Genomic DNA, 23,556 nt, shown 5'->3' with positions numbered 1-23,556 from the left:
CGTGACCCGGCCCACCACGAGGAATGGACACCACCGATGCAGACTGCCGTCATCCCCGACTCCTGGCGCGGCGTCACCCCGGCGCCGATCTCGTCGACCGACGCCTACAACGGCTTCATCGCCGCCAACGTGATCTTCGCGCTGGACCGGATCGGCGTGCTGGAGCAGATCGGCCGCGGCGAGCCGCTCTCGGCCGCCGCGATCACCGCGGCGTCCGGTGACACCGCCCGCACCGAGGCCGTGCTGCGCGCCGCCGCCGACTACGGCTACCTCAAGGCCGACGGCGCCGGCTTCCTGCCCACCGAGGCGGGCATCGAGATCGCCTCCGCCCGCGGCTACTTCACCTGGGCCGTCGGCGGCTACCACGACGTGTTCGGCCGCGCCGGGCACCTGAGCACCGGGTCGCACCGCTACAGCGAGGACGTGTTCCGCGACGAGGCGATGGTCGCCCTCGGCTCCGCCCAGTGCGACCAGTCGCTGTTCGCCGCGCAGCTGACCGACGTGCTCTCCGGCATCGACTTCCGCACCATCGCCGACCTGGGCAGCGGCACCTCCGCCCGGGTGCGCCGGGTGGTCTCCCAGCGCGCGGGCTCCCGCGGCCTGGGCATCGACATCAGCCGCCCGGCCACCGAGATCGCCCGCGCCGACATCGCCGCGGCCGGGATGCAGGACCGGGTCACCGCCGTCCGGGCCGACGTGCTGGGCCTGCTCGGCACCCAGATCGACAACGACGCCGAGGCCGCCGAGGTGGCCGAGGTCGACACCGTGATGAGCTTCTTCCTGCTGCACGACCTGCTGGCCGACCCGACCACCCGCTCCTCGATCTTCACCCGGATGCGCGAGGCCTTCCCGAAAGCCCGCACCTTCGTGCTCGGCGACACCATGCTGCGCGGCCCGGGCGAGTCGCAGAGCGCGATGCCGGTCTTCTCGGTCGGCTTCGAACTGGCGCACGCGATGATGGGCGTGCCGCTGCACACCAAGGAGACCTACGAGCGGCTGTTCGCCGACGCCGGACTGCGGATCGACCGTGTCGAGGCGCTGGCCACCCCGCACTCCTGGCTCTACGTCCTGCAGGCCGACTGATGGCCGCCGCCTCCGGGGCCAGACACCTGCTGGCCCAGAACGAGCACCCCTACCCGCCGCTGCCGTCCGTCCTGACCGCGCTGGCCGGCGCCGCCTCCGACCTGAACCGCTACCCGGACCTGCGCCCGGAGCGCTTCGCCGGGCTCATCGCCGACTGGCAGGCCGTCCCGGCCGCGCAGGTCGTGGTCGGCCACGGCTCGGCGGGCGTGGCGCTGGACCTCTTCCACTCCGTCGTCCGCCCCGGCGACAACGTGGTGCACTCGGCGCCCTGCTTCGACGCGTACCCGCTCTTCTGCCGGATCGCCGGCGCCGAGGCCCGGGCCGTGCCGCTCGGTCCGGACGCCCGGCACGACCTGGCCGCGATGGCCGGGCAGTTGGACGGGCGCACCCGGATCGTCGTGCTGTGCAACCCGCACAACCCGACCGGCACGGTCTACTCCTGGGCGGAGCTGACCGACTTCCTCCGCCTGGTGCCGGCCACCGCACTGGTCCTCCTGGACGAGGCGTACATCGACTTCGCCCGGGGCTGGGAGGCCCCGGACGTGCCCGCCCGGATCGCCGAGTGGCCGAACCTGGTGGTGCTGCGCACCCTGTCCAAGTCCCACGGCCTGGCCGCGCTGCGGATCGGCTACGCCGTCGCCGAGGAGTCCGTGGCGCAGCGCGTGCGGGACCACCAGGTGCCGTACGCGGTGAACCGCCTCCAGGAGGCGGGCCTGCTGGCCGCCGTCGCGGCCCAGGAGGAGGTGGACCGGCGGATCGCCGAGATCGCCGGGGAGCGGGAGCGGCTGCGGGCCGAACTGCTCGCCCTGGGCCGGTCGGTGCCGCCGAGCCTGACCAACTTCCTCTGGGTGTCCGCCCCTGGCGACGAGACGCCCGTCCGGGAGGAACTGGAGCGGCTCGGGGTGGCCGTCCGCTTCTACCCGGGCCAGGGCATCCGGATCGCTGTCGGCGAGAAGGACGCCAACGACGCCGTGATCGAAGGCTTCACCCGCGCCGCCCACCGGGCCGTCACGCCCCGCTAGACCCGCACCGCTCACCAAGACCGCAGCAGCTAAGGACAGGACATGCACCCACTTCTGGCGCGGCCGGAATTCCGGCTCTACATCGCGGGACAGACGCTGTCCGTCCTCGGGGACAGCGCCCTCTTCATCGCCCTCGGCATCTGGGCCAAGGTTCTGACGGGGAGCAGTTCGGCGGCCGGTCTGGTGATGTTCTGCTACGCCGTCCCGATGCTGCTGCTGCCGCTCGGCGGCCTGGTCGCCGACCGGGTCCGCCGCCGGCCGCTGCTGGTCACCGTCAACCTCGCGCTGGCGGTGGCGGTTTCGCCCCTGCTGCTGGTCGACGGCCGCGGCCACCTGTGGATCATCTACGCCACGGCGGTGCTCTACGGGCTGGCCGGGGCCGTCCTCACCCCGGCCCAGAGCGCCATGCTGCGGACCATTCTGACGGAACGTCAGGACTTCGGCGCAGCCGTCGGGTTCACCCAGACCATGCGCGCGGGCACCACCCTGGTGGCGCCGCTGGTCGGCTCCGGCCTGTACGGGTGGCTCGGCGGCCGGGCCGTCGCCCTGGTCGACATCGGCATCCTGGTCGCGGCGGCGCTCGCCTTCCTCGCGCTGCGGGTGAAGGAGGCGGCGCCGGAGCCGTCCGGCCGACACTGGCGCACCGAGGTGCTGGCGGGCTTCCAGCACCTGCGCACCACCGCCTCGCTGCTGCCGCTGCTGATCGCGACCACCGCCACCGCGACCGTGCTCAGCTTCCTCCAGCCGGTGCTGTTCTCGCTGATCCAGCACGGGCTGAACCGCTCGCCGCAGTTCCTGGGCGTGCTGGAGACGGTGGAGGCGGTCGGGGCGCTGGGCGGATCGGTGCTGGGCGGCATCCTGATCGGCAAGCTCGGCCCCCGGCGGACCGTCATGCTCGGCTCCGCGGTCTTCGGGCTCGGCGCCGTCCTGCTGCTGGTGCCCTCGGTGTGGGTGGTGTCGGCCGGCCTGCTGATCGCCGGGGCCGGCATGCCCGCCGGGGTGGTCGGCCTGGCCACCGCCGCCCAGTCCCTCACCCCGCCGCAGCTGATGGGCCGTACCCAGGCGGCCGTCAACCTCTCGCTCACCGCCCCGCAGGCGCTCGCCATCGGCGTCGGCGCCGGGCTGGTGGCCGCCCTGGACTTCCGGACGGTGCTCGCCGCCATGGTGGTCGGCGCCCTCCTGTCTGCCGTGTTCCTGCTCGGCAAGCCCGACGCCGTCATCGAGGACGACGACGAGGACGGGGAGGAGCCGGCCGAGCAGCTCGCCGCGGAACCGACCGCAGGGGCGGCCGATGACCCTGCGGAGGGACCGGCCGAGGTGCCCGCCGAGGTGCCCGCCGAGGTGCCCGCCGAGTCCGCCCCGCGCCCCTAGGGCCCGTCGGGCCCGTTCACCTGCCCTTTCGCACCACGCCACCGGCCCACCCCGGCGGCGGCCCTGCCGCACCGCACCGCCGCCCGGGGTGGGCCTCCGTGCACTCCTCACGAGAGAGCCTCCTCAGATGCCCGACCGTTCCTCTCCCGACACCGCCCCGCTCCCCCAGGAACTCCAGCTCGACCACGTCGAGTTCTACGTCGCCGACCTCGCCGCCGAGCTCGCCCGGCTGACCGCCGAGTACGGCTTCGACCTGCTCGTGCCGCCCACCGAGCGCGGCGGGAGCGCCGAGCTCTGCGTCTCGGCCCTGGTCGGGCAGGCCGCCGTCCGGCTGCTGCTCACCCAGCCGCTGGCCGCCGGTCACCCGGCCACCGACTACCTGGCCCGGCACGACGACGGCGTGGCCGCGCTGGCCCTGCGGGTTCCGGACGCCACCGCCGCCTACCGGACGCTGACCGGCCGGGGCGCCGACGGGCTGCGCCCGCCGCAGGCCGTGGACGGCTGTGTGACCGCCGTGGTCGGCGCCTTCGGCGACGTGGTGCACACCCTGATCGAGCGGGGACCGGACGTCCCCGCCGACCGGATCCCCGGCCTTCCCGACGCCGTCCCGGCCCGTCAGGATCCGACCCGGGAGGCCGACGCGGTGGGCCTGCGCTCGGTCGACCACTTCGCGGTCTGCGTCCCCTCCGGCGAGCTGCGCGAGACCGTCCGCCGCTACTGCGAGGTCTTCGGCTTCCGGATGATCTTCGAGGAGCGGATCGAGGTCGGCGCGCTCGGCATGGACTCGATGGTCGTGCAGAGCCCCGACCACAGCGTCACGCTCACCCTGATCGAGCCGCTCACCCCGGACGCCGGCGGCCAGATCGCCTCCTTCCTCGCCGACCACGGCGGCGCCGGGGTGCAGCACGTCGCCTTCTCCTCCCAGGACGCCGTCCACTCCGTCGCCACGATGGCCGCGCGCGGTGTGCCCTTCCTGCGCACCCCGGCCGCCTACTTCGACGCCCTGCCCGCCCGGCTGACCCCGCTGCGGCACACCCTCGACCAGCTGCGCGAGCTCAACCTGCTGGTCGACCAGGACCACGACGGCCAGCTGTTCCAGATCTTCACCCGCTCCCGCCACCCGCGCGGCACCTTCTTCTTCGAGGTGATCGAGCGCATCCGGGCCCGCAACTTCGGCAGCAACAACATCCGCGCCCTCTACGAGGCCGTCGAACTCCAGCGCAACGCCAGCGAAGTGGCCCGATGACCGAACCCGCCACCCTCGGTCGACGGCCGCTGTCGGTGGCCGAGTTCGCCGACCTCGCCCGCTCCGCCCTGTCGCCCGGGGTCTGGGACTGGCTGGCCGGCGGCGCCGAGCGGGAGCACACCCTCGCCGCCAACCGGGCGGCCTTCGACCGGCTGGCCGTGGTGCCCCGGGTGCTGGCCGACGTGTCCTCCTGCGACACCTCCGCGACCCTGGTGCGCAGCCGGTCGGCCCTGCCGGTCGCGGTGGCGCCGGTCGCCTACCACCGGCTGTTCCACCCGGAGGGCGAACTCGCCTCGGCCCGGGCGGCGGCCGCCGCGGGGGTGCCGTTCACCGTCGGCACCCTCAGCAGCGTCGGCTTCGCGGAACTGGCGGCGACGGGCGCCACCCTCTGGTTCCAGCTGTACTGGCTGCGCGACCGGGCCCGGCTGCTCGACCTGGTCGCGGCGGCCGCGGCGGCGGGCAGCGAGTGCCTGGTGGTCACCGCCGACGTGCCGTACATGGGCCGTCGGCTGCGGGACGCCCGCAACGCCTTCGCCCTGCCCGGCGACGTCCGCGCGGCGCTGCTGGAGGGCGGCGCCGCCGGCCGGGCGCACCGGGCCGGTGCCGAGGTCTCGGCGGTCGCCGCGCACACCGCCGAGCTGCTCTCCCCCGCCGTCACCTGGGCGGACCTCGCCTGGCTGCGCGAGCGGACCGAACTGCCGCTGGTGGTCAAGGGGGTGCTCGATCCGGCGGACGCGCTGCGGGCCGCCGAACTGGGCGCCGCGGCCGTGGTGGTGTCCAACCACGGCGGCCGCCAGCTCGACCGGGCGGTACCCTCGCTGACGGCGCTGCCCGCCGTCGCCGAGGCGCTGGCCGGCCGGGACTGCCAGGTGCTGCTGGACAGCGGGGTGCGCGGCGGTTCCGACGTGCTGACCGCGCTGGCCCTCGGCGCGTCCGGGGTGCTGCTCGGACGGCCGCTGATCTGGGGCCTGGCGGCCGCCGGCGAGCCGGGCTGCGCCCGGGTGCTGGAGCTGCTGGCCGCCGAACTGCGGGACGCCCTGGGCCTGGCCGGCTGCGCCGACCTGGCCGCCGCCGCCGAGCTGCGCACCACCCCGATGCCCTGTCCCGCCTGGAGTGCCCCGTGACCCTCGCCTCCCCACCGCACGAACCGCGGCCCGCCGAACTGCGGTTGGCCGAGCTGCACCCGTCCCTCGCCGACCCGGCGATGACCTCGATGAACCTGCTCAACGAGATCTCCATCCGCTACCCGGAGGCGGTCTCCTTCGCCGCCGGCCGCCCGGCCGAGCAGTTCTTCGACCTGGACGCCGTCCACCGCCACCTCGACCGCTACGTCGACCACCTGCGCACCGAGCGCGGCCTCTCCGAGGAGGCGGCCCGGCGTCAGGTGCTCCAGTACGGGCGGACCAAGGGCATCATCCACGAACTGATCGCCGCCCACCTCGCGGTGGACGAGGGCATCGAGGTGCCCGCCGAGTCGGTCGTGGTGACGGTCGGCTGCCAGGAGGCGATGTTCCTGGTGCTGCGGGCACTGCGCCGCGGCCCCGAGGACGTGGTGCTGGCCGTCTCGCCGACGTACGTCGGCCTGACCGGCGCCGCCCTGCTGGCGGACCTGCCGGTGCGGCCGGTGGCCGACGGCCCGGACGGGCTGGACCTCGCCGACCTGCGCCGCGAGCTCGCCGCCGCCCGGGCCGGGGGGCTGCGCCCGCGCGCGCTCTACCTGGTGCCGGACGTGGCCAACCCGAGCGGCGCCAGTCTGCCGCTGGAACTGCGCCGGGAGCTGCTGGCGCTGGCCGCCGAGGAGGACTTCCTGGTCCTGGAGGACAATCCGTACTGCGTGTTCGCGGGCGAGGAGCGGCTGCCCTCGCTCAAGGCCCTGGACACCGGCCGACGGGTGGTCCACCTCGGGTCCTTCGCCAAGACGGCCCTCCCGGGCGCCCGGGTCGGGTATGTGGTGGCGGACCAGCTGGTGGCCGACGGTACGGGCGGCACCGTGCTGCTGGCCGACCTGCTCGGCATGGTCAAGAGCATGACCACGGTGAACACCTCGCCGATCGCCCAGGCCGTGATCGGCGGGGCGCTGCTCGAACACGGCTTCAGCCTGCGGGCCGCCAACACCGAGGTCGCGGCGCTCTACCGGCGCAACCTCGCGCTGGTGCTGGACGGGCTGGCCCGGCGCTTCCCGCCCGGCGCCGGGGTGAGCTGGAACGAGCCTCGCGGCGGGTTCTTCCTGGTGCTCACCGTGCCCTGCACGGTGGACGACGCGCTGCTGGAACTCTCCGCCTCGCAGTACGGGGTGATCTGGACGCCGATGTCCCACTTCTACCCGGGCGCGGGCGGGGAGCGGCAGCTGCGGCTGTCCGTCAGCCAGGTCGATCCGGCGACCGTCGACCGGGGGCTGGACGGCCTGGCCGCCCTGCTCGCCGCCCGGTCCTGAGCTCCGGCGGGCGGGGGGACGGCCCCGCCCGCCGGACAGGCCCTACGGGATCGCCACCGCCGTACCGGAGACCCGCACCCGGGCGTCCTCGGCGCGCAGTTCGACCCGCAGGACGCCCGGGCGGCCGAGGTCCTCGCCCTGGTGCAGCGTCAGCACCGCGGGCGCCGCCACCTCGCCCAGCTCGCGCAGGTAGGCGCCGAAGGCCGCCGCGGCGGCGCCGGTGGCCGGGTCCTCCACCACGCCGCCGACCGGGAACGGGTCGCGGACGTGGAAGACCTCGGCGGCCTCGCGCCAGACCAGTTGCAGGGTGACCAGGTCACGGGCGCGCATGAAGGCGGCCAGGCCGTCGAAGTCGTAGTCCAGCAGGGCCAGTCGGGCCCGGGTGCCCGCGGCGAGCACCAGGTGTCGGGCACCGGCGTAGGCGATCCGCGGCGGGAGCACCGGGTCCAGGTCGGCGGCCGCCCAGCCGAGCAGCGCGAGCGCCTCCTCGACGTCCGCCGCCGGCACCTCCTCGACCTTCGGCTCGACGCTGGTCAGCGTCGCCCGCAGGCCGTCGGCGCCGCGCTCGACCTCGACCGGGACGTCACCGGCGGCGGTGGCGAACACGTACCGCCCGGGGCCGGTCCGGTCGGCGAGCGCGACGGCGGAGGCCACCGTCGCGTGCCCGCAGAACGGCACCTCGGTGAGCGGGCTGAAGTACCGCACGCGGTAGGTGCCCCGGGCGTCCCCGGGGGTCAGGAAGGCGGTCTCGGAGTACCCGATCTCGGCGGCGACCGCGAGCATCCGCTCCTCGGTCAGTCCGGTGGCGTCGAGCACCACGCCCGCCGGGTTGCCGCCCTCGGGGCGGATCGCGAAGGCGGCGTAGCGAAGGATCTCAGGGGCGTCGTCGGTCATGACCGGACGAACGTCCCGCCGGTGATCACTGTTCCCGGCGGCCCGGGTCAACGCAGCACCGCCTCCAGGAAGTCCGAGCCCAGCCGGGCGCTGCCGGCCAGGTCCAGCCGGTAGAGCATGTACCGCCCGCGCCGCTCGGTGACCAGCAGTCCGGCCTTGCGCAGCACGGCCAGGTGGCGCGACACCTCGGGCGCGCTGAGCCGCCAGGCGGTGGCGAGTTCGCCGGTGGTGTGCGGGCCACGGGCGATGGTGCGGGCCAGCCGCAGCCGGATCGGGTGGGCGAGCGCCTCCAGCCGCTGCTGGACCAGGGCGAGCGAGACCGGCTCGGGCAGGCCCGCCTCGGCGACGGGGTACTGGAGCACCGGCCGCCAGCCCTGGGCGTACACCGCCAGCAGGTGGGGGCGGCCGAAGACGGTGGGGATGAACGTGACGCCGCCCCGGTCGGCGGCGTTGGCGGTGCTGTCCTGGAGCTTGTCGATGACGATCCGCCGCCGCCCGTCGCGCTCGTCCAGGGACACCGAGGGGGACATCGCGCCGACGGCCTCGGCGAGACCGCGGCGCGCGAGCAGGTCGGTCTTCTGCCGGGCGTCGGCGGCGAGGTCCGGCAGGACCCGCTGCCAGGCGTCGGCGAAGAACGCGGACCGGCAGTCCTCCAGCATCTTCCGCACCAGGACCCGCACCGCGGGCGGATCGGCGAGCAGCCGCTCGGCGAAGGCGGCCTGCCGCGGGCCCCGGGCGAGGGCCAGGTCGCGGGCGATCGCGTTGGCGACCGGGTCGGTGAGCGGGGAGTCCAGCCGGTGGGGGAATCGGGAGGCACCGCAGGTGGTGATCAGGGCGGAGGCGACGTACACCTCGTCGTCGAGCCGGTCGACGGCGTCGAGTTCCTCGGCGAGGGTGGTGCCGGGCAGGCCGGGGACGAGGAAGTCGGCGCGCGAGGAGCGCCACAGGAAGTCGGCCTCCAGCAGCCGCTCGGCGAGCTCCGGCGGGATCGCGGCGGTGGTAGCGGCCGCCCACCCGTGCAGCGCCGGATGGTGCGCGGGCTCGGAGAGCACGTGCAGCATGGCGTTCAGCTCGGCGAGCGGGGACGGACTGAAGAGCAGCCGCTCCTCGGGCAGGCCGGTGATGTCCATGGTCACGCTCATGCGCCCACCTCGCTGCGCTCGGCAGGGGCATTCGCCCCCACGCCGCTCTTGACGGCTCGTTCGCTCCGCTCACTCACGAGAGGCGATCCTGCCACCCTCTCGCGCCTGCCCTCCCGTCGATTGACGCCGATCGTCAATCGACGGGACACCGGCCCCCGCCCGGGCGGACCGTACCGGCCATGAGTGTGACCCAGGAGAAGTCCGTCCATGACCACGCCGCCGTCCGGACCGGCGAGCCGCCCGCCCCGCCGATCGGCACCGGCCGCAACGGCCCGTCCGCGCTGCTGAGCCTGCTGACCGCCGCCGGCGGCCCCCGCTACGCGGCGGCGCTCGCCGTGGACGCGGTCGGCGGCGGCATGCTGCGCCCGTTCCTGCTGCTGTACGGCGTCGGGGTGCTGCACCTGCACGCCGGGGCGGTCGGCCTGGCGCTGTCCGCCGGGATGGTCGCGGGCCTGCTGGTGGTGCCGCTGACCGGCCGTTGGATCGACAGCGGAGCCCGCACCCTGCCCGCCGCCGTCACCCTGGTGCTCCGGTCGGCCGGCGCGCTCACCCTCCTGACGGCCGACGGGCTGCCGCTGTTCACCGCGGCGGCGGTGCTCTTCGGCATCGGCAGCCAGTCCTGGCCGACCACCCACGCCGCCGTGGTGAGCACCCTGACCGAGGGCCGGCTGCGGGACGCCGCGCTCGCGGCGGGCAAGTCGGTGCGCAACGCGGGCCTGGGCGCGGGCGCACTGCTGGCCACCGTCGCGGTGGCCGGCGGGACGGACTCGATCCGGCTGCTGGCCGGGGTGACGGGCGTGGCCTGCCTGGTCGCCGCCGCGCTGGTCGGGTCGCTGCGGGTGCGGGCGCCGCAGAAGGTCGCCGAACAGGCCGCGGCCGCCGGGGCGACGGGCGAGCCGCTGCGCCGGATCACCCTGCTGAGCCTGGCCAACCTGCCGTACGCGTTCTGCTTCGACGTGCTGGAGGTGGCGCTGCCCGCGCTGCTGGTGCTCCACCTGCACACCTCGGCGGCCTGGTCCTCGGGCGTGTTCGTGGGCAACACCCTGCTGGTGATCGCGCTGCAGCTGGCCATCGTGCTCCGGCTGGCGAAGCACTCGCGGCGGGCCGTACTGGCGGCCGCCGGGGCGGTGCTGAGCGTCTCGTACCTGGGCTTCTGGGCGGCCGGTTCGCTGGGAGGCGGCTCGGGGGCGGCGGGCGTCGCCGCGGTGGCCGTGCTGTACACGCTGGGCGAGATCCTCTACACCGGTTCGGGCACGGCCCTGGTCACGGCCTCCGCCCCGCCGCACCTGCTCGGGCGGGCGCTGGCCCGCTGGGAGCTGTCCTCCGGACTCGGCCGCGCGGCGGCGCCGGCGGTGCTGACCGGGCTGCTGGCCGCCGGCCCCGGGCTGCTGTGGGGGGCGCTCGCGGTGACCACCGCGGTCGGGGCGCTTGCGGTGCTGCGGCTGGGGCCGACCGGGTAGTGCTCACCGGATGGGATGATCATCCGCATGGCCCTGACCCCGTACCAGCAACAGCTCCACGACCGAGTCGTCTCCGCCACCGAGGTGGTCGCCCCGCCGGCGCCCTGGCGGCCCGTCGGCAGCGGTGTGATCGCGGTCGGCGGGCTGCTGGGCATCGGCTTCGCCGTCCACCCGGAGACCGGGCACGACCTGGTGCTCACCGTCTCCAGCACCGGGCACGGCCTGTTCGACGCGGTGACGGGCGAGAAGCTGGAGCGCGACTACGACCCGGAGGAGGACCCGGACGGCCCGGACCTCTGCTGCCCCGGCATCGGGCCGGTCGCCGACGTCCGGATCCCGGTGGCCGGACTGTGGGGCGGCGGCCTCCACACCGGCGCCGACGGCGGCTGGGGCATCGAGGTGATCTCCCCGGAGTGGCCGATGCACCGCGTCCTGCTCACCTCCGGCCCCTGGACCGGCGAGCACGGCAAGGCCTGGCACCACGTCTTCCACTCCTCCTGGTCCGAGCTCCGCGCCGCCGGCTTCTCCCCCACCGGCCGCACCCTCGCCGTCGCCACCAGCAGCGACCTCACCCTCTGGACCCGGCCCTGACGCCGCTCGACACCGGTGGCCGGAGGCGCCGTTGTCGGCTCCTCCGGCCACTTCGTCGGCTCAGGCGCTCACGCGCGCACGGTTCGTCAGGCGCGCCCCCGTGGGGAACGGCGGCCGGGGTCCGGCCGGTCCGGCTGTCCCACCCGTGGGGCGACGGGTCGCAGGGCTCCGGCGGGCAGGGCTCCGGCGGGCACTCGTCGTCCTTGACCGTGATCTCCACGCACGGGCAGTCCTCGGTCGGTTCGACCGTGCTCACCGGGTCCTTCGGCAGGTCGTAGCCGAGGGCGCCGGGACCTCCTGCCAGTAGTAGGTGCCCAGCGGCGGAGTGCACCCGATCGGCTGCACGCCCCGGCCTCGGCGCGCCGGGCCGGGAAGGCCCGCGGGCAGCGGCTCCGGATGCGGACCGGGCCCCCGGCGCCGATGCTGGCGTCGAGTCGTGCCCGGCCCGAGGAAGGACGTACCAGGAATGAGCGCTCTCGACTTCGAGATCATCGACGCGCCCGACAGCTCGCTCAACAAGACCGCCGTCCTGGTCACCGGCCCGAACGACGCCATGCTGGTGGACGCCGGGTTCACCCGTTCCGACGGGCGCCGGCTGGTCGAGCGGGTGCGGGCCACGGGCAAACGGCTGACCACCGTGTTCGTCAGCCACGGCGACCCGGACTTCTACTTCGGCGCCCAGGAGGTCCAGGACGCCTTCCCCCGGGCCCGCTTCCTGGCCACCGCCTCGACCGTGGAGCACATCCAGGAGACCTTCGAGGAGAAGCTGCGCGCCTGGGCGCACCTGGGTCCCGAGCTACCGACCCGGCTGGTCCGGCCCGAGGTGCTGCCGGGGGACGAGGTCGTCTTCGAAGGGCACCGGTTCGAGCTGCGCGGCGCCGACTTCCACCTGCCCGACCGGCACTACCTGTGGCAGCACCACCACCGCGCGGTGCTCGGCGGGGTACTGCTCTTCGAGGGCCTGCACGTGTGGACGGCGGACACCCCGACCGCCGCCCAACGGGCCGCCTGGATCGACCTGTTGGACGGCATGGAGGCGCTCCGTCCGACCTGGGTGGCGGCCGGCCACCGGGTCGCCGACGCCCCCACCGACCTGAACGCCATCGACCACACCCGCGCCTACCTGCGCGCCTTCGAGACCGAACTGGGCCGCAACGCCGACGCGGCCGCCGCCAAGGAGGCGCTGGAGCGGCGCTTCCCCGGGCTGGGGCTGCGGATCGCGGTCGACATCGGCACCAAGGTCGCCAAGGGCGAGATGGCGTGGGGGTGAGCGCCCGGTGATCGAGATCCCCAGGGACGTGGCCGGCTTCGCCGAGTCCCCCGCCCCCGCCGACGTGGTGCGCCGCCAGTACCTGGCCTCGGCCCGCGGCGACCTGGCCGCACTGCGCGGCACCCTCGCCGAGGACGTCGAGTGGACCGAGATGGCGGGCTTCCCGCTGGCCGGCACCTACCGCACCCCGAAGGGCGTCACCGCCAACGTCATGGAGCGCCTGGCCGCCGAGTGGGACCACTGGACGGCGCACGACGACACCTACGTGGTGGACGGCGAGAACGTGGTGGTGCTGGCCCGCTACACGGCCGTGCACAAGGCCACCGGAAAGCCGCTCTCGGTCCGGACGGCCCACCACTTCACGGTGCGCGGCGGCCGGATCGTCCGGTTCGAGCAGTTCACCGACACCGCACTGGTCAGGGACGCGATGACCGGCTGAGCCGGGGCCCGCGACCGCGCCGTTCACTCGAACGGGTCAGCGCGGCGCGGCGCGCCCGGCGCGGTCTCGACAGACCACCCGGACGGCGGCAGGCTGGCCCCGGATCTGCAACGGAGCGCAAGGAGTGGGGAATGGCGGACGGCGAGCGGCCGATCGTGATCGTCGGGGCGTCCCTGGGCGGCGCCAAGGCGGCCGAGGCACTGCGGGAGGCCGGACACCGGGGCGGCATCGTCCTGCTCGGCGAGGAGCACGAACGCCCGTACGAGCGGCCGCCGCTGTCCAAGGGCTACCTCCTGGGCAAGGACAGCCGGGAGAAGATCTACGTCCACCCGCCGCAGTGGTACGCCGACCACGACGTCACCCTGCGCCTGGGCACCGCGGTGGCCGCGATCGACCCGGCCTCCCGCACCGTGACCCTCGCCGACAACGGCCGGCTGGCGTACGACAAGCTGCTGCTGACCACCGGCTCGGTGCCGCGCCGGCTGCCGGTGCCCGGCGCGGACCAGGAGGGCGTGCTCTACCTGCGCCGGGCGGAGGACAGCGACCGGATCAAGGCCGCGCTGCGCCCGGGCGCCCGGATCGCGGTGATCGGCGCCGGCTGGATCGGCCTGGAGGTGGCCGCCGCGGCCCGTACGGCGGGTGCCGAGGTCACCGTGCTGGAGTCGCTGGAGCTGCCGCTGCTGCGGGTGCTCGGCCGGGAGGTCGCCCAGGTCTTCGCCGACCTGCACCGCGACCACGGCGTGGACCTGCGCTTCGGCGTGCAGGTGACCGAACTCAGCGGCGCCGACGGCACGGTGAGCGGCGTGCGGCTCGGCGACGGCAGCGAGGTGGCGGCCGACGCGGTGGTGGTCGGCATCGGCGTCTCCCCCGCCACCGGCCTGGCCGAGGCCGCCGGACTGGAGGTCGACAACGGCATCAAGACCGACCAGCACCTGCGCACCTCGGCCCCGGACGTGTACGCGGCCGGTGACGTCGCCAACGCCTACCACCCGCTGTTCGGCCGGCACATCCGGGTCGAGCACTGGGCAAACGCCCTCAACCAGCCGCAGACCGCCGCGCGCGCGATGCTCGGGCAGCCGGACGCGGCGTACGACCGGGTCCCGTACTTCTTCACGGACCAGTACGACCTCGGGATGGAGTACGTCGGCTACGTCGAGCCGGGCGGCTACGACCAGGTGGTCTTCCGCGGCGACCCGGCCAGCCGCGAGTTCATCGCCTTCTGGCTCGCCGGCGGCCGGGTCCTCGCGGGGATGAACGTCAACGTCTGGGACGTCACCGACCCGATCCGCGAACTCATCATCTCCGCGCGCGTGGTGGACGCCGACCGCCTGACGAACCCGAACGTCCCCCTCGGCGACGTCTGAGACCCCACCGGAGCCCTGGCCGACGAGCAGCCGACCGATCCTGCGGCACTCCCTAGGGCAGCAGCTGAGAGCAGCTCACTGGGAGCCGTAGGCAGTGCAGGTTTCGCTCTGTGTCCTGCCCACTACCTGCCCACTTCTGAAGTTGGGGCGGAGCGGCGTAGGACGAAGCCGAGCGGGCCAGTTGCGCGGCTGCTGTCGGTATGGAGCAGTCCCCGAGGATGTTCAGGCCGCTGGCGCTGGCGAAGCCGAGCCTGCCGTAGAGCATGACCGGCAGTTGCGGGTTGTTCTTGAACCGCTTGTCCGGTCCGCCCTTGACGTTGACGTACTTCCATGTGGCGCCGACCTGTTGACTGTCCTTGGGAAACAGCTGCTCCACGCCTGCGTCGTCGAGCCAGCCGTCGACGTCATTCTCGGGTTACGTTTCCGGCATCTCCGTCCCTTCCTCCGAGGTTCCTTCTTACGAGTGCGCCTCCGTCTGCCCACGTGTGCGCGGGCCTGCGGAGGCGCACTCTGATGTCGCGGGCGCTCAGACAGCGGCGGCGTTGATGGTGACGGGGATGTTGCCCCGGGTCGCCTTGGAGTATGGGCAGATCTGGTGGGCGGCCTCGGCGAGTTCCTCGGCGGTGCGCTGGTCGACGCCGCCGAGACGCGGGGCCAGCGTGGCCAGGAGCGAGAACTCGCCGTCGTCGCCGTGGTGGAGGGTGACCTCGGCGGTGATCCCGGTGCTGGTCAGCCTGATCTTGCGCTGGGCAGCGGCGTGGCGGAGGGCGCCGAGGAAGCAGGCGGCCCAGCCCGCGGCGAAGAGCTGTTCCGGGTTGGTGGCGTCGCCGGCTCCGCCCAGTTCCTTGGGGATGGACAGGCGGTGTTCGAGCAGACCGTCGGTGGAGCGGGCGGTGCCGCCGTTGCGGCCCTCGCCGGTGACTTCGACCGTGGCGGTGTAGTTGACGGGCATGGCGGGTCTTCCTTTCGTCGGTGTTCGGAACGGCTGTCCTCAGACTCCCTGGCCGCGGTGCCCCGTCGAGCCCGTGCCGGACACTGGTCGCCCCCGCCCGGGTACTGGCCAGGGTTCGACACTGGCTCGACGGGCCCGCAGTCCCGGGATCGTGATCGGTGGACGCCGACCGGCTTCCGATTCGGCGAAGGAGCTGACGAGGGTGGACTTCGAGATCGAGGTCGTGGCCGTCCCGGTTTCGGACGTGGACCGGGCCGAGGACTTCTCCACGCGGATCGGGTTCCGCGAGGACGTCGACTTCTCCGGCCCCGGTGGCTTCCGGGTCGTGCATCTGACCCCACCCGGTTCGGCCGCGTCGCTTTCGCCGAAGCCGTCGTTGTCGGGCCGCTGGTCTGTGTCGTGGACGACGCGCAGTGGATCGACGGGATTTCCGCGGCCGTCCTCGCGTTCGTCGCCCGACGGCTGGACGCCGCGTCCGTGGCGCTGGTCCTCGCCGTGTCCACCTCGGTGTCGGCCCTCGCACCGACCAGCGCCGGACTCCTCGCCGGCCTGCCGGAACTGCAGGTGGACGGGCTGTGCGACGACGACGCCCGGCCGTTGCTGGACTCGGTGCTGCCCGGGCCGGTGCACCCCCACGTGCGGGACGTGATCGTCGCCGAAGCACGTGGCAATCCGCTGGCGCTGTTGGAGCTGCCGCGCGGTGAGAGCGATATCAGGAAGGGATAGGGCGCATGAAGTCCGTCACCACGATGATGGTGGGCCGCGAGGACGAGCAGGCGGAGCTCGTGGCCTTCGTGAAGTCCGCCACGGGCCAGGCTCTCGTCCTGCGGGGGGAGGCGGGGGTCGGCAAGAGTTCGCTGCTGAGCCACGCCGCCGCACTGGCGGAGCAGGAGGGCCACGTCGTCATCCGGGCCGCCGGCGTCGAGGCGGAGTCCGCGCTGCCCTATGCCGGGCTGCATCAGTTCCTTCATCCGCTGCTCGCCGACGTCGCGCGGTTGGACGACGGGACCCGGGCGGCGTTCGACGCCGTGTTCGGCGGAGTGCAGGGCGATCCGCCCTCGGTCATGACGCTCGGCATCGCCGTTCTCAGCCTGCTGGCGCACTCCGCCGCACAACGGCCGCTGCTGCTGGTCCTCGACGACGGGCAGTGGCTGGACGACTCCAGCGCCGACGTCAGCGGCTTCGTGGGCCGACGCCTGGCCGGCAGCCCGGTGAAGCTGCTGGTCGCGGTCCGCACCGACCTCACGTCGCGCTTCGACACCGCCGCACTGCCCGAACTGCCGATCGCCGCCCTCGCCGACGAGGACGCGGCCCGCCTGCTGGACCACCGGTACCCGGATCTGAACCGACAGGTCCGACGAATCGTTCTGGAGCAGGCCCAGGGCAACCCGCTGGCCTTGCTGGAGCTGCCCGCCCACTTCGCCGGCCGGTCAAGCGACCTCCCGGCCGAGGACCTCATCGGTCAGCACGGCGTGCCGTTGCCCCGGCGGCTGCAACGGGTGTTCGGCACCCGCATCGCAGCCCTCGAAGAGCGGGTGCGGGCCGAGCTGCTGATGGGCGCGCTCGACGGCGCCGGGACCCCGAGCGGCGCCGACGCCCTCCCCGGCACTCGCTACGGCATGCGCGACGCCGACGCGGCAGTGGCCGCCGGGCTGCTGGACGTCGAGGTGGCCACCGGCGATTTCGTCTTCCGCCACCCGCTCGTGCGTTCCGCCGTCGTGCGGATGGCTACTCCCAACCAGCGCCGCGCCGCGCATCTGGCGCTGGCACAGGTTCATCGTGAGAACCTCGAACGCCGGGCGACGCACCTGGCAGCGGCAACGGTCGATCCGGACGAGGACGTGGCCGACATCCTGGAGGCGGCGGCCGAGTCGGCGACCCGGCGCGGCGGCGCGCTGGCGGCCATGGCCTGGCTGACCCGGGCCGCCGAGCTCAGCGAGAACCACACCGACCGGTCCCGGCGACTGGCCGACGCGGCCTTCGTCGCCGGTCACGCCGCCCGCCTCGGCCAGGCACACCGGCTGGTCCAGGCGGACCTCGCATCCGGATCGACGCAGTCGCCGGCCTCGGTGCTGGCGTCCGCTTACCAGGCGCTCTACCAGGACGGGGACGTCCGCTCCACCCACCGACAGGTCTCGGCCGCGATCGAGAAGCTGCGGGACGGCGGGCCGGCCGCTGTGTCGACTGTCCGCGGAGCCACTGCGTCGACTGTCGGCGGAGCCACTGCGTCGACTGTCGGCGGAGCCACTGTGTCGACTGTCGGCGGAGCCGAACCTGAGGAGGTCCTCACCCGGCTGGTGATCCTTCTCCTGGCGATCAGTCAGTACAGCGGGGACCGCACGGCCTGGGAGAGCACGCACGAACTCCTCGCCTCCATGGGATGCCTGGTCACCGAACGCTCGCGGCTCTACAGCGGCACGTGGAGCGATGTGACCAGGCACGGGGCCGGCTGGGCCGGGCCGGTGCGACAGGCCGCCGCGAACCTGCCGGATCTGGAACCCTGGGACGTCACGCGGTTGGGCGCGTCCGCGTACCACCTCGACATCCTGAGCCAATACCGTCCGCACCTTCAACGCATCGTGGACCGCGAGCTGGAGACCGGGGCGGTGGCCACTGGCATGGTCATGCTTCACCTGATCATGCTCGACCAGATGGCGATCGGCGAATGGGCCGAGGCGGAGGACACCGGACAGCGCGGCCTGGACCTGGCGGCCGAGCACGGCCACAATCTGTTCGCCGTCCAGAGCCGCGCGTACCTCGCCCAGCTGGCGGCGCTGCGCGGACAGGTCGGGCGGGCGCGGGACCTGCAGGCCGAGGTGGACGCCTGGGCCCGCCCGCGCGGACTGGGGTTCCTGACCCAGGTCGCCGATTCCGCCGGCGCGACCGCTGCGCTGAGCTCCGGCGACTACGAGGCCGCGTACCTCTACGCCATCGGCATCACGCAGCCGGGCACGTTCCGGCCCTACGCGTATCAGGCCTCGCGTACCCTGCTCGATCTCGTCGAGGCCGCCCAGCACACCGGCCGCGTCGAGCAGGCCCGGGCGCACGCCGTCGCCGCCCGCGACGCCGGTCTGCCGCTCCTGTCACCCCGCCTGGAGCTGATCACCTACGGCGCCCTGGCGATGACCGCCGAAAGCGAGCGGGAGGCCGCCGAGATGTTCACACAGGCCGAATCCCACCCGGACGCCGCCCGCTTCCCGTTCGAGCTGGCCCGGATCCGGCTGGCGCACGGCATCCGGGTGCGCCACGTCCAGGGCCGGGCGACAGCGCGGCAGTACCTGGTCCCGGCGGCTGAGGCGTTCGAGCGGCTGGGCGCGGCCGGCTGGACCGACCGAGCCCGGGCCGAACTGCGCGCCACCGGGACCCCGGCCCGCGCCTCGACGCTGAACCTGGCCTCGCTGACCTGGCAGGAACGCCGGATCGCCGACCTGGCCGCCGGCGGCCTGACGAACAAGGAGATCGGCGAGCGGATGCACCTGTCGCCGCGTACCGTCAGCTCGCACCTGTACCGCATCTTCCCCAAGCTGGGCATCACGGCCCGGGCGGCGCTGCGCGACGCGCTGAGCCGGACCGAGGAGGTTTCGCAGGTCTGATGCCCGCGCTCAGTTCCGCGCGGCCACGGCCTCGACGCCGTTGGCGGCCAGCCAGGCGAGGACGTGGTCGGCGACCGAGCGCCAGCCGCTGTCGAACACCAGGGAGTGCCCCCGATCGGCGAACTGCTTCAGATCGGTCACGGCGGAGGAGTCGCCGTAGAGCTTGTAGACCGAGCGTGTCACGGCGTCCGGGACCATCCGGTCCTCCTGGCCGGACACGAGCAGGAGTGGTCCGCGCGCCGAAATGGCCGTGTCCACGACGATGTCGGCCGGCCCGGCGGCGGTGCGATCGAGTCCGAGGTCTGAGAGCAGCCGGAGCGGGGCCGGGACGACGTACCGGTCGAAGAGCTTCGCGGCCTCCTCCTCACCGACCGCGTTGGCGACGACGTGTCGGAACCGGGTCCTCGGCAGCGGCTCGAAGCACGGGTGCGGGTTCGAGCCGGCCGACAGCAGCGACCACGGCCGGGGCCGGCCGTGGTCCAGCGGTACACCGCCGGCCGGCAGCGGCGCGAGGGCGACGGCGGCGCGGCCGAGGTCGGCGCCAAGGAGCTGCTGGGCGATGAGGCCACCGACTGAATGCCCGATGAGGACCGGCGGGTTGTCGAAGGCACGCACGATCTTCTCGTAGTGGGCCGTGAGCGTGGCGAGCCCGAGGTCGAGCAGCGGACCGGGATCGCGGCGGGCCCGGTCGGCGGTGGGAGCTTCGCCGGGCCAGCCCGGGACGCACACCGCGTAACCGTGTGAGGAGAACCGTTCGGCCCAGCCCGCCCAGGAGGACATGTGGAACCAAGCACCGTGGATGAGGACGACGGGGGTTTGCTTCACGGCCAGACCTTCCGATTGCACACACGACGATCCGCCGGCACCGCGGCGCTCCTTCGAGGATCACCAAGCGGAAGCACGGCGGAAACAGTCGGATGACTGAATGTGGCGGCCCGGCAGGTCCTTCGTGCGCCTGCGAGCGTCTTCGTGCGTCTCGACGTCATGTGACTGATGTGTCGTGCCGGTGGCCGAAGAAGAGTGGAGGCACCAGCGAGTCTCCAGGAAGGATCAGACATGATCAACAGGCGTACCTTCACCAGGGCGGTCGGTCTCGGCGTGAGCGCCACGGCCGTGTCGCTCGGCGCGGCATCGAACTCGCCCGCCGCCTTCGCGGCCGGTTCCGACCGGCCCGGCCACACGACCCCGGGCGTCCCGGCCATCGCCCCGGGCACGCACACCACGTTCACCGACCTGAAGCGAGTCCAGGCCGGCGTGCTCGACATCGGCTACGCCGAGGCCGGACCCAAGCACGGACCCGTGGTCATCTGCCTGCACGGCTGGCCCTACGACATTCACAGCTTCGTCGACGTGGCGCCGCTGCTGGCGGACGCCGGCTACCGGGTGATCGTGCCGTACCTGCGAGGCCACGGCACCACGAGCTTCCTGTCTCCGACGACCGTCCGCACCGGGCAGCAGTCCGCGATCGCCCTCGACATCATCGCCCTGATGGACGCCCTTGAGATCCACAAGGCGGTGCTGGCCGGCTTCGACTGGGGCTCGCGGGCCGCCGGCACCATCGCGGCGCTGTGGCCGGAGCGGGTCAAGGCCCTGGTGGCGGTGAGCGGTTACCTCATCGTCAACGTCCCTTCGCAGAAGAACCCGCTGCCACCGAAGATCGAGCACACCTGGTGGTACCAGTACTACTTCGCCACCGACCGCGGCCGCCTCGCCATGGAGACCAAGCAGAACCGGTACGACCTGTGCCGGCTTGTGTGGGAGGAGGTCTCCCCGACCTGGAAGTTCGACGACGCCACCTTCGAGCGCACCGCGGCGGCGTTCGAGAACCCCGACTACGCGGCCATCGTGATCCACAACTACCGCTGGCGTCTGGGGCTGGCCGACGGCGAGCGCCGCTACGACCGCTACGAGCAGCTGCTCGCGGCCCGGCCGGCCATCACCGTGCCGACCATCGCCCTGGACCCCGCCCTCGACCCGTTCCTGGCCACGACCGACGGCACCGGGTACCGGAAGTTCTTCACCGGCCGATACGAGCACCGCGTGCTCACCGGTATCGGCCACAATGCGCCGCAGGAGGCGCCGACGGCGTTCGCCCAGGCCGTGGTGGACGCCGACCATCTGTGACCCACAAGCGTGTCGACCACACGGAGGTACGGACGTGAGTGATGCCGGTCCCAGCGCGCACGAACAGGCGGCGGAAATCCGCAAGGCCCGATTCGGCGCGCTCCCGGAGCGTGTCCCCTTCGAGGACATGGTCGAGGGGAAGGCGGTGCTGCCGGCATATCAGGCCGTGGACGCCTATGACCCCGACGCGCTAGCGGTCAGGTTCTCCTGCCTGGCGGCGGATCCGGGCCTCTGAGCCCAGCAGGTCAGGCATGACGCGGCACTGGCAACAAGGCATTCGGGTCCGCCCCCGCACCGGGGGACGGGCCCGAACTTGCCGGCCCAGGGCCTCAGGCCGGCTGAGGCCACACCCCGGCGCGCCTTCCAAGCCGGCAAGCCGGCATGGACGATGAAGAAGATCCCGCCGCCGGTGGCGTAGACGGACAGCACATCCATCAAGGGCTTGCGGCCCGCCGCCTGGATGTCGCAGAAGACGCCCGCGACAGTGGACAGCCCACCGGCCAACAGCGCTCACCCTGTGAGTGGAACCCGCCACGCCGAGGCCGAGGTCGACCAGTGTGCTCACGGCCCCGTTGAACACCGTGACGCGCTGCTCCGGTCCGTCCGGCACTGACAGGTAGTCGGGCGTCCGTTGACCTGTGCGTTCACGACGCCGAGTTCGACACCACCGTCAATGTGGTCACGACTCTCTCCTCTTCTCTTCAGCAGTCCGTGTTCGGGCCTAGGGGAGGTCAGTCCCGCGAGGCCTGGACGCAGCGGAAGCTGCTCGCGACGCTCGGGTCGCCGTGGCCGGCGTAGCGGGAGACCATCGGATAGCGGCACACGTCGCGCGCGACGGTCCGGCCGGTGGCGGTGGTCAGGGTGGCGTGCAGCACCGCCGGTGCCTTGCCCTGCTCGACCCAGGCGGTCAGCGACGCCAGGTCGTCGACCTTGCCGCCGTCCAGGCCGCAGTGCGAGACACCCGGAGCCAGGAAGAGCCGGTAGAAGTCGTCGACCTTCCTCGTGCCGCCCATCTTCTCGTCCACGCGCTCGCGGTAGTCGACCGTACCCGCGGTGGGGATCAGCTGGTCGGCGTCGCCGTGCCAGGTGATCAGCTTGCCTCCGGCGTTGCGGAACGCGGAGAGGTCGGCGTCGCGCGTGCCGATGACCGGGTCGTACTCGGCGCGGGCCTTGCGGAAGATCTCGTCGAACTGCGCGTAGGTGAGGTTCGCGGTGTTGAACGCGGGCTGCTTCTCCACGAAGGTGGCGACCCACACGGCCGGCACGAGGAACGGCGAGCCCGTGGTGACGCCGTTCGCGTCGGTCTTGCTGTCCGCCAGGTAGCGGAAGTCGGCGCCGACCGGCAGGCCGTACCAGAGCCGCTTGCCGTTCACATCGCGCGGGCCGTCCCAGATCTTGCGGACCACGTCGGCGTCCGCCTCGGTGATGGTGACCTGCTTGCCGTCGCACTCGATCCGCGTGCCGACCAGGCGGCGCGGGTCGAAGTCACACCGTTGCGGATCGCTGATCAGGCCGTCGACGACGCCGTCGAGCTTGTCGCAGGCCTTGAGGGCGGCCTGGTTGAAAGCGTCGAACTCGCACCCGGTCGGGTAGGCGTGCGCCTCGTTCATCACGACCTGCGGCCACAGGGTGGCGACCTCGAACTGGTTCCAGTTGATGCCCGGCGCCGCGGCGTTGATGCCGTTGAAGTCCTTCGGGTACCGCTGGGCCTCCATGTAGCCCTGGCGGCCGCCGGTGGAGCAGCCGTTCCAGTAGGAGTAGGACGCCGCCTTGCCGTAGACGTCGGCCACGACCTGCTTGCCGACCAGCGCCATCTCGTGCGCGGAGCGGGAGGCGAAGTTGTCCAGGAGCGCGGTGTTGACGTGTCCGGAGGCGTCCAGCGCCCAGCTGGTGTCCAGGGCTCCGCCGACGCCGGCGTCGGTCGTGGCGGCGGCGTAGCCCTGCTTGACGGCCGCGGCGAGCCCGGCGCCGTTGTCCCCGGCGGCGTAGGCGACACCGCCGACCGCCTGGAAGCGGCCGTTCCAGCCGGTCTGCGGCAGCCAGACGTTCACCTTGGCGTGGTCGTTCGAGCCGGGGTGGGTCAGCGTGACCGTCACCTCGCAGTGCGCCGGGACGTCGGGCACCGGGAAGCCGCCGAGCGGCGGGGCTCCGGGCACCTGGAAGGTGCCGGCCGGCACATCGGCCGCGGTAACGGACTCCACCGCGGTACCCGCCGGGGCCGGCAGCGCGGACGGGGCGCAGGTGAAGGACAAGGGGCCGGTGGCGGCGAGGTCCGCCGACGCGCTCACCGGTGTGGAGACGGCCGCGGCGGTGACCAGGGGGACACTCGCCGCAACGATGGTCAGGAACCGTCTTTTCATGATCTCTCCTCGGAATCGGGGATGGCGCCATTACTGTGGCCGCCGCTCCGGTGACGGCACATCAGTCACCTGACGCCCAGTCGGCGCGGCGGATCGGAGGTCCGGAAGGGCCGGAAGCGTGACGTCACATGACCGATGCGCCGGGAACGGGCCGAGGGCAACAGTGAGCACCGCTGGATCCGTCGCACTGTTCAAAGCCCTTGGAGCGTCA

At 73.3% G+C, this 23,556-nt stretch carries 21 protein-coding genes; 15 read left to right on the top strand and 6 right to left on the bottom strand.

Translation table 11 applies throughout. The annotated features are described in order from the left end of the window. The first annotated feature begins 36 nt into the window (after positions 1 to 36). The 6 genes from ACIRVF_RS28870 (at position 37) to ACIRVF_RS28845 (ending at position 7,156) form a co-directional block, all read left to right on the top strand. Entirely contained in the window at positions 37 to 1,083 is a 1,047-nt protein-coding gene (locus ACIRVF_RS28870; protein WP_402823926.1) for an SAM-dependent methyltransferase, read from the top strand. Further along, positions 1,083 to 2,105 (top strand): pyridoxal phosphate-dependent aminotransferase, encoded by a 1,023-nt coding sequence (locus ACIRVF_RS28865; protein WP_402823923.1) that lies wholly within the window; start codon positions 1,083 to 1,085, stop codon positions 2,103 to 2,105. Before ACIRVF_RS28870 ends, ACIRVF_RS28865 begins: the two co-directional genes overlap by 1 nt. Positions 2,106 to 2,147: 42 nt before the next feature. Continuing rightward, a complete protein-coding gene (locus ACIRVF_RS28860; protein WP_402823921.1) occupies positions 2,148 to 3,476 on the top strand; it encodes an MFS transporter in 1,329 nt (442 codons plus the stop codon). A gap of 127 nt (positions 3,477 to 3,603) precedes the next feature. Next, on the top strand, positions 3,604 to 4,722 hold the full coding sequence (gene hppD, locus ACIRVF_RS28855) for a 4-hydroxyphenylpyruvate dioxygenase (protein WP_402823918.1): 1,119 nt from the start codon (positions 3,604 to 3,606) through the stop codon (positions 4,720 to 4,722). Next, complete coding sequence (locus tag ACIRVF_RS28850) at positions 4,719 to 5,846, top strand: alpha-hydroxy acid oxidase (protein WP_402823915.1); 1,128 nt, start codon at positions 4,719 to 4,721, stop codon at positions 5,844 to 5,846. The genes hppD and ACIRVF_RS28850 overlap by 4 nt, the downstream gene beginning before the upstream one ends. 80 nt (positions 5,847 to 5,926) lie before the next feature. Next, positions 5,927 to 7,156 carry an aminotransferase class I/II-fold pyridoxal phosphate-dependent enzyme gene (locus ACIRVF_RS28845; RefSeq protein ID WP_402823964.1) on the top strand — a complete coding sequence of 410 codons (1,230 nt, stop codon included), beginning with the start codon at positions 5,927 to 5,929 and terminating at the stop codon, positions 7,154 to 7,156. Positions 7,157 to 7,198: 42 nt separating this feature from the next. On the opposite strand, the gene ACIRVF_RS28840 is transcribed toward ACIRVF_RS28845, so the two are convergent. Both ACIRVF_RS28840 and ACIRVF_RS28835 read right to left on the bottom strand, forming a co-directional pair. Beyond that, positions 7,199 to 8,050: a PhzF family phenazine biosynthesis protein gene (locus tag ACIRVF_RS28840; protein ID WP_402823912.1), complete on the bottom strand. Its 852-nt coding sequence runs from the start codon at positions 8,048 to 8,050 to the stop codon at positions 7,199 to 7,201. A gap of 47 nt (positions 8,051 to 8,097) precedes the next feature. Further along, on the bottom strand, positions 8,098 to 9,192 hold the full coding sequence (locus ACIRVF_RS28835) for a DUF5937 family protein (RefSeq protein ID WP_402823909.1): 1,095 nt from the start codon (positions 9,190 to 9,192) through the stop codon (positions 8,098 to 8,100). 179 nt (positions 9,193 to 9,371) lie between these two features. Between ACIRVF_RS28835 and ACIRVF_RS28830 the strand changes: the two genes are divergently transcribed. The 5 genes from ACIRVF_RS28830 to ACIRVF_RS28810 all read left to right on the top strand — a co-directional run bounded on the left by ACIRVF_RS28830 (position 9,372) and on the right by ACIRVF_RS28810 (position 14,316). Continuing rightward, positions 9,372 to 10,652: an MFS transporter gene (locus tag ACIRVF_RS28830; RefSeq protein WP_402823906.1), complete on the top strand. Its 1,281-nt coding sequence runs from the start codon at positions 9,372 to 9,374 to the stop codon at positions 10,650 to 10,652. 27 nt (positions 10,653 to 10,679) lie between these two features. Further along, complete coding sequence (locus ACIRVF_RS28825) at positions 10,680 to 11,243, top strand: hypothetical protein (RefSeq protein WP_402823903.1); 564 nt, start codon at positions 10,680 to 10,682, stop codon at positions 11,241 to 11,243. Positions 11,244 to 11,709: 466 nt separating this feature from the next. Beyond that, positions 11,710 to 12,513: an MBL fold metallo-hydrolase gene (locus tag ACIRVF_RS28820; RefSeq protein WP_402823900.1), complete on the top strand. Its 804-nt coding sequence runs from the start codon at positions 11,710 to 11,712 to the stop codon at positions 12,511 to 12,513. A 28-nt stretch (positions 12,514 to 12,541) separates the two neighbouring features. Beyond that, on the top strand, positions 12,542 to 12,952 hold the full coding sequence (locus ACIRVF_RS28815) for a nuclear transport factor 2 family protein (protein ID WP_402823961.1): 411 nt from the start codon (positions 12,542 to 12,544) through the stop codon (positions 12,950 to 12,952). 131 nt (positions 12,953 to 13,083) lie between these two features. After that, a complete protein-coding gene (locus tag ACIRVF_RS28810) occupies positions 13,084 to 14,316 on the top strand; it encodes an NAD(P)/FAD-dependent oxidoreductase (protein ID WP_402823897.1) in 1,233 nt (410 codons plus the stop codon). 52 nt (positions 14,317 to 14,368) lie between these two features. Here ACIRVF_RS28810 and ACIRVF_RS28805 read toward each other — a convergent pair whose 3' ends face one another. After that, positions 14,369 to 14,692: a hypothetical protein gene (locus tag ACIRVF_RS28805; RefSeq protein ID WP_402823894.1), complete on the bottom strand. Its 324-nt coding sequence runs from the start codon at positions 14,690 to 14,692 to the stop codon at positions 14,369 to 14,371. Between the two features lie 150 nt (positions 14,693 to 14,842). Next, positions 14,843 to 15,268, bottom strand: a complete 426-nt coding sequence (locus tag ACIRVF_RS28800; RefSeq protein WP_402823891.1) for an organic hydroperoxide resistance protein — start codon at positions 15,266 to 15,268, stop codon at positions 14,843 to 14,845. Between the two features lie 399 nt (positions 15,269 to 15,667). Here ACIRVF_RS28800 and ACIRVF_RS28795 point away from each other — a divergent pair, with 399 nt between their 5' ends. Next, positions 15,668 to 15,994 (top strand): hypothetical protein, encoded by a 327-nt coding sequence (locus tag ACIRVF_RS28795; protein ID WP_402823888.1) that lies wholly within the window; start codon positions 15,668 to 15,670, stop codon positions 15,992 to 15,994. A 5-nt stretch (positions 15,995 to 15,999) separates the two neighbouring features. Then, positions 16,000 to 18,861: an AAA family ATPase gene (locus ACIRVF_RS28790; RefSeq protein ID WP_402823885.1), complete on the top strand. Its 2,862-nt coding sequence runs from the start codon at positions 16,000 to 16,002 to the stop codon at positions 18,859 to 18,861. 9 nt (positions 18,862 to 18,870) lie between these two features. Here ACIRVF_RS28790 and ACIRVF_RS28785 read toward each other — a convergent pair whose 3' ends face one another. Next, positions 18,871 to 19,686: an alpha/beta hydrolase gene (locus ACIRVF_RS28785; RefSeq protein WP_402823882.1), complete on the bottom strand. Its 816-nt coding sequence runs from the start codon at positions 19,684 to 19,686 to the stop codon at positions 18,871 to 18,873. Between the two features lie 231 nt (positions 19,687 to 19,917). Here ACIRVF_RS28785 and ACIRVF_RS28780 point away from each other — a divergent pair, with 231 nt between their 5' ends. Together ACIRVF_RS28780 and ACIRVF_RS28775 are read left to right on the top strand one after the other, a co-directional pair. Then, positions 19,918 to 20,985, top strand: coding sequence for an alpha/beta fold hydrolase (locus ACIRVF_RS28780; protein WP_402823880.1), 1,068 nt, complete (start codon positions 19,918 to 19,920; stop codon positions 20,983 to 20,985). 34 nt (positions 20,986 to 21,019) lie between these two features. Beyond that, positions 21,020 to 21,220 carry a hypothetical protein gene (locus tag ACIRVF_RS28775; protein WP_402823877.1) on the top strand — a complete coding sequence of 67 codons (201 nt, stop codon included), beginning with the start codon at positions 21,020 to 21,022 and terminating at the stop codon, positions 21,218 to 21,220. A 496-nt stretch (positions 21,221 to 21,716) separates the two neighbouring features. Here ACIRVF_RS28775 and ACIRVF_RS28770 read toward each other — a convergent pair whose 3' ends face one another. After that, the gene (locus tag ACIRVF_RS28770; RefSeq protein ID WP_402823874.1) at positions 21,717 to 23,345 is read right to left on the bottom strand and encodes a tannase/feruloyl esterase family alpha/beta hydrolase; all 1,629 of its coding nucleotides are present in this window, start codon (positions 23,343 to 23,345) and stop codon (positions 21,717 to 21,719) included. Positions 23,346 to 23,556: the final 211 nt, after the last annotated feature.

The organism is Kitasatospora sp. NPDC101157, from assembly GCF_044768255.1.
Classification (GTDB): Bacteria; Actinomycetota; Actinomycetes; order Streptomycetales; family Streptomycetaceae; genus Kitasatospora.
The sequence above is the reverse complement of the archived record's forward strand: the minus strand, read 5'-3'. Positions and strand labels throughout refer to the sequence as shown.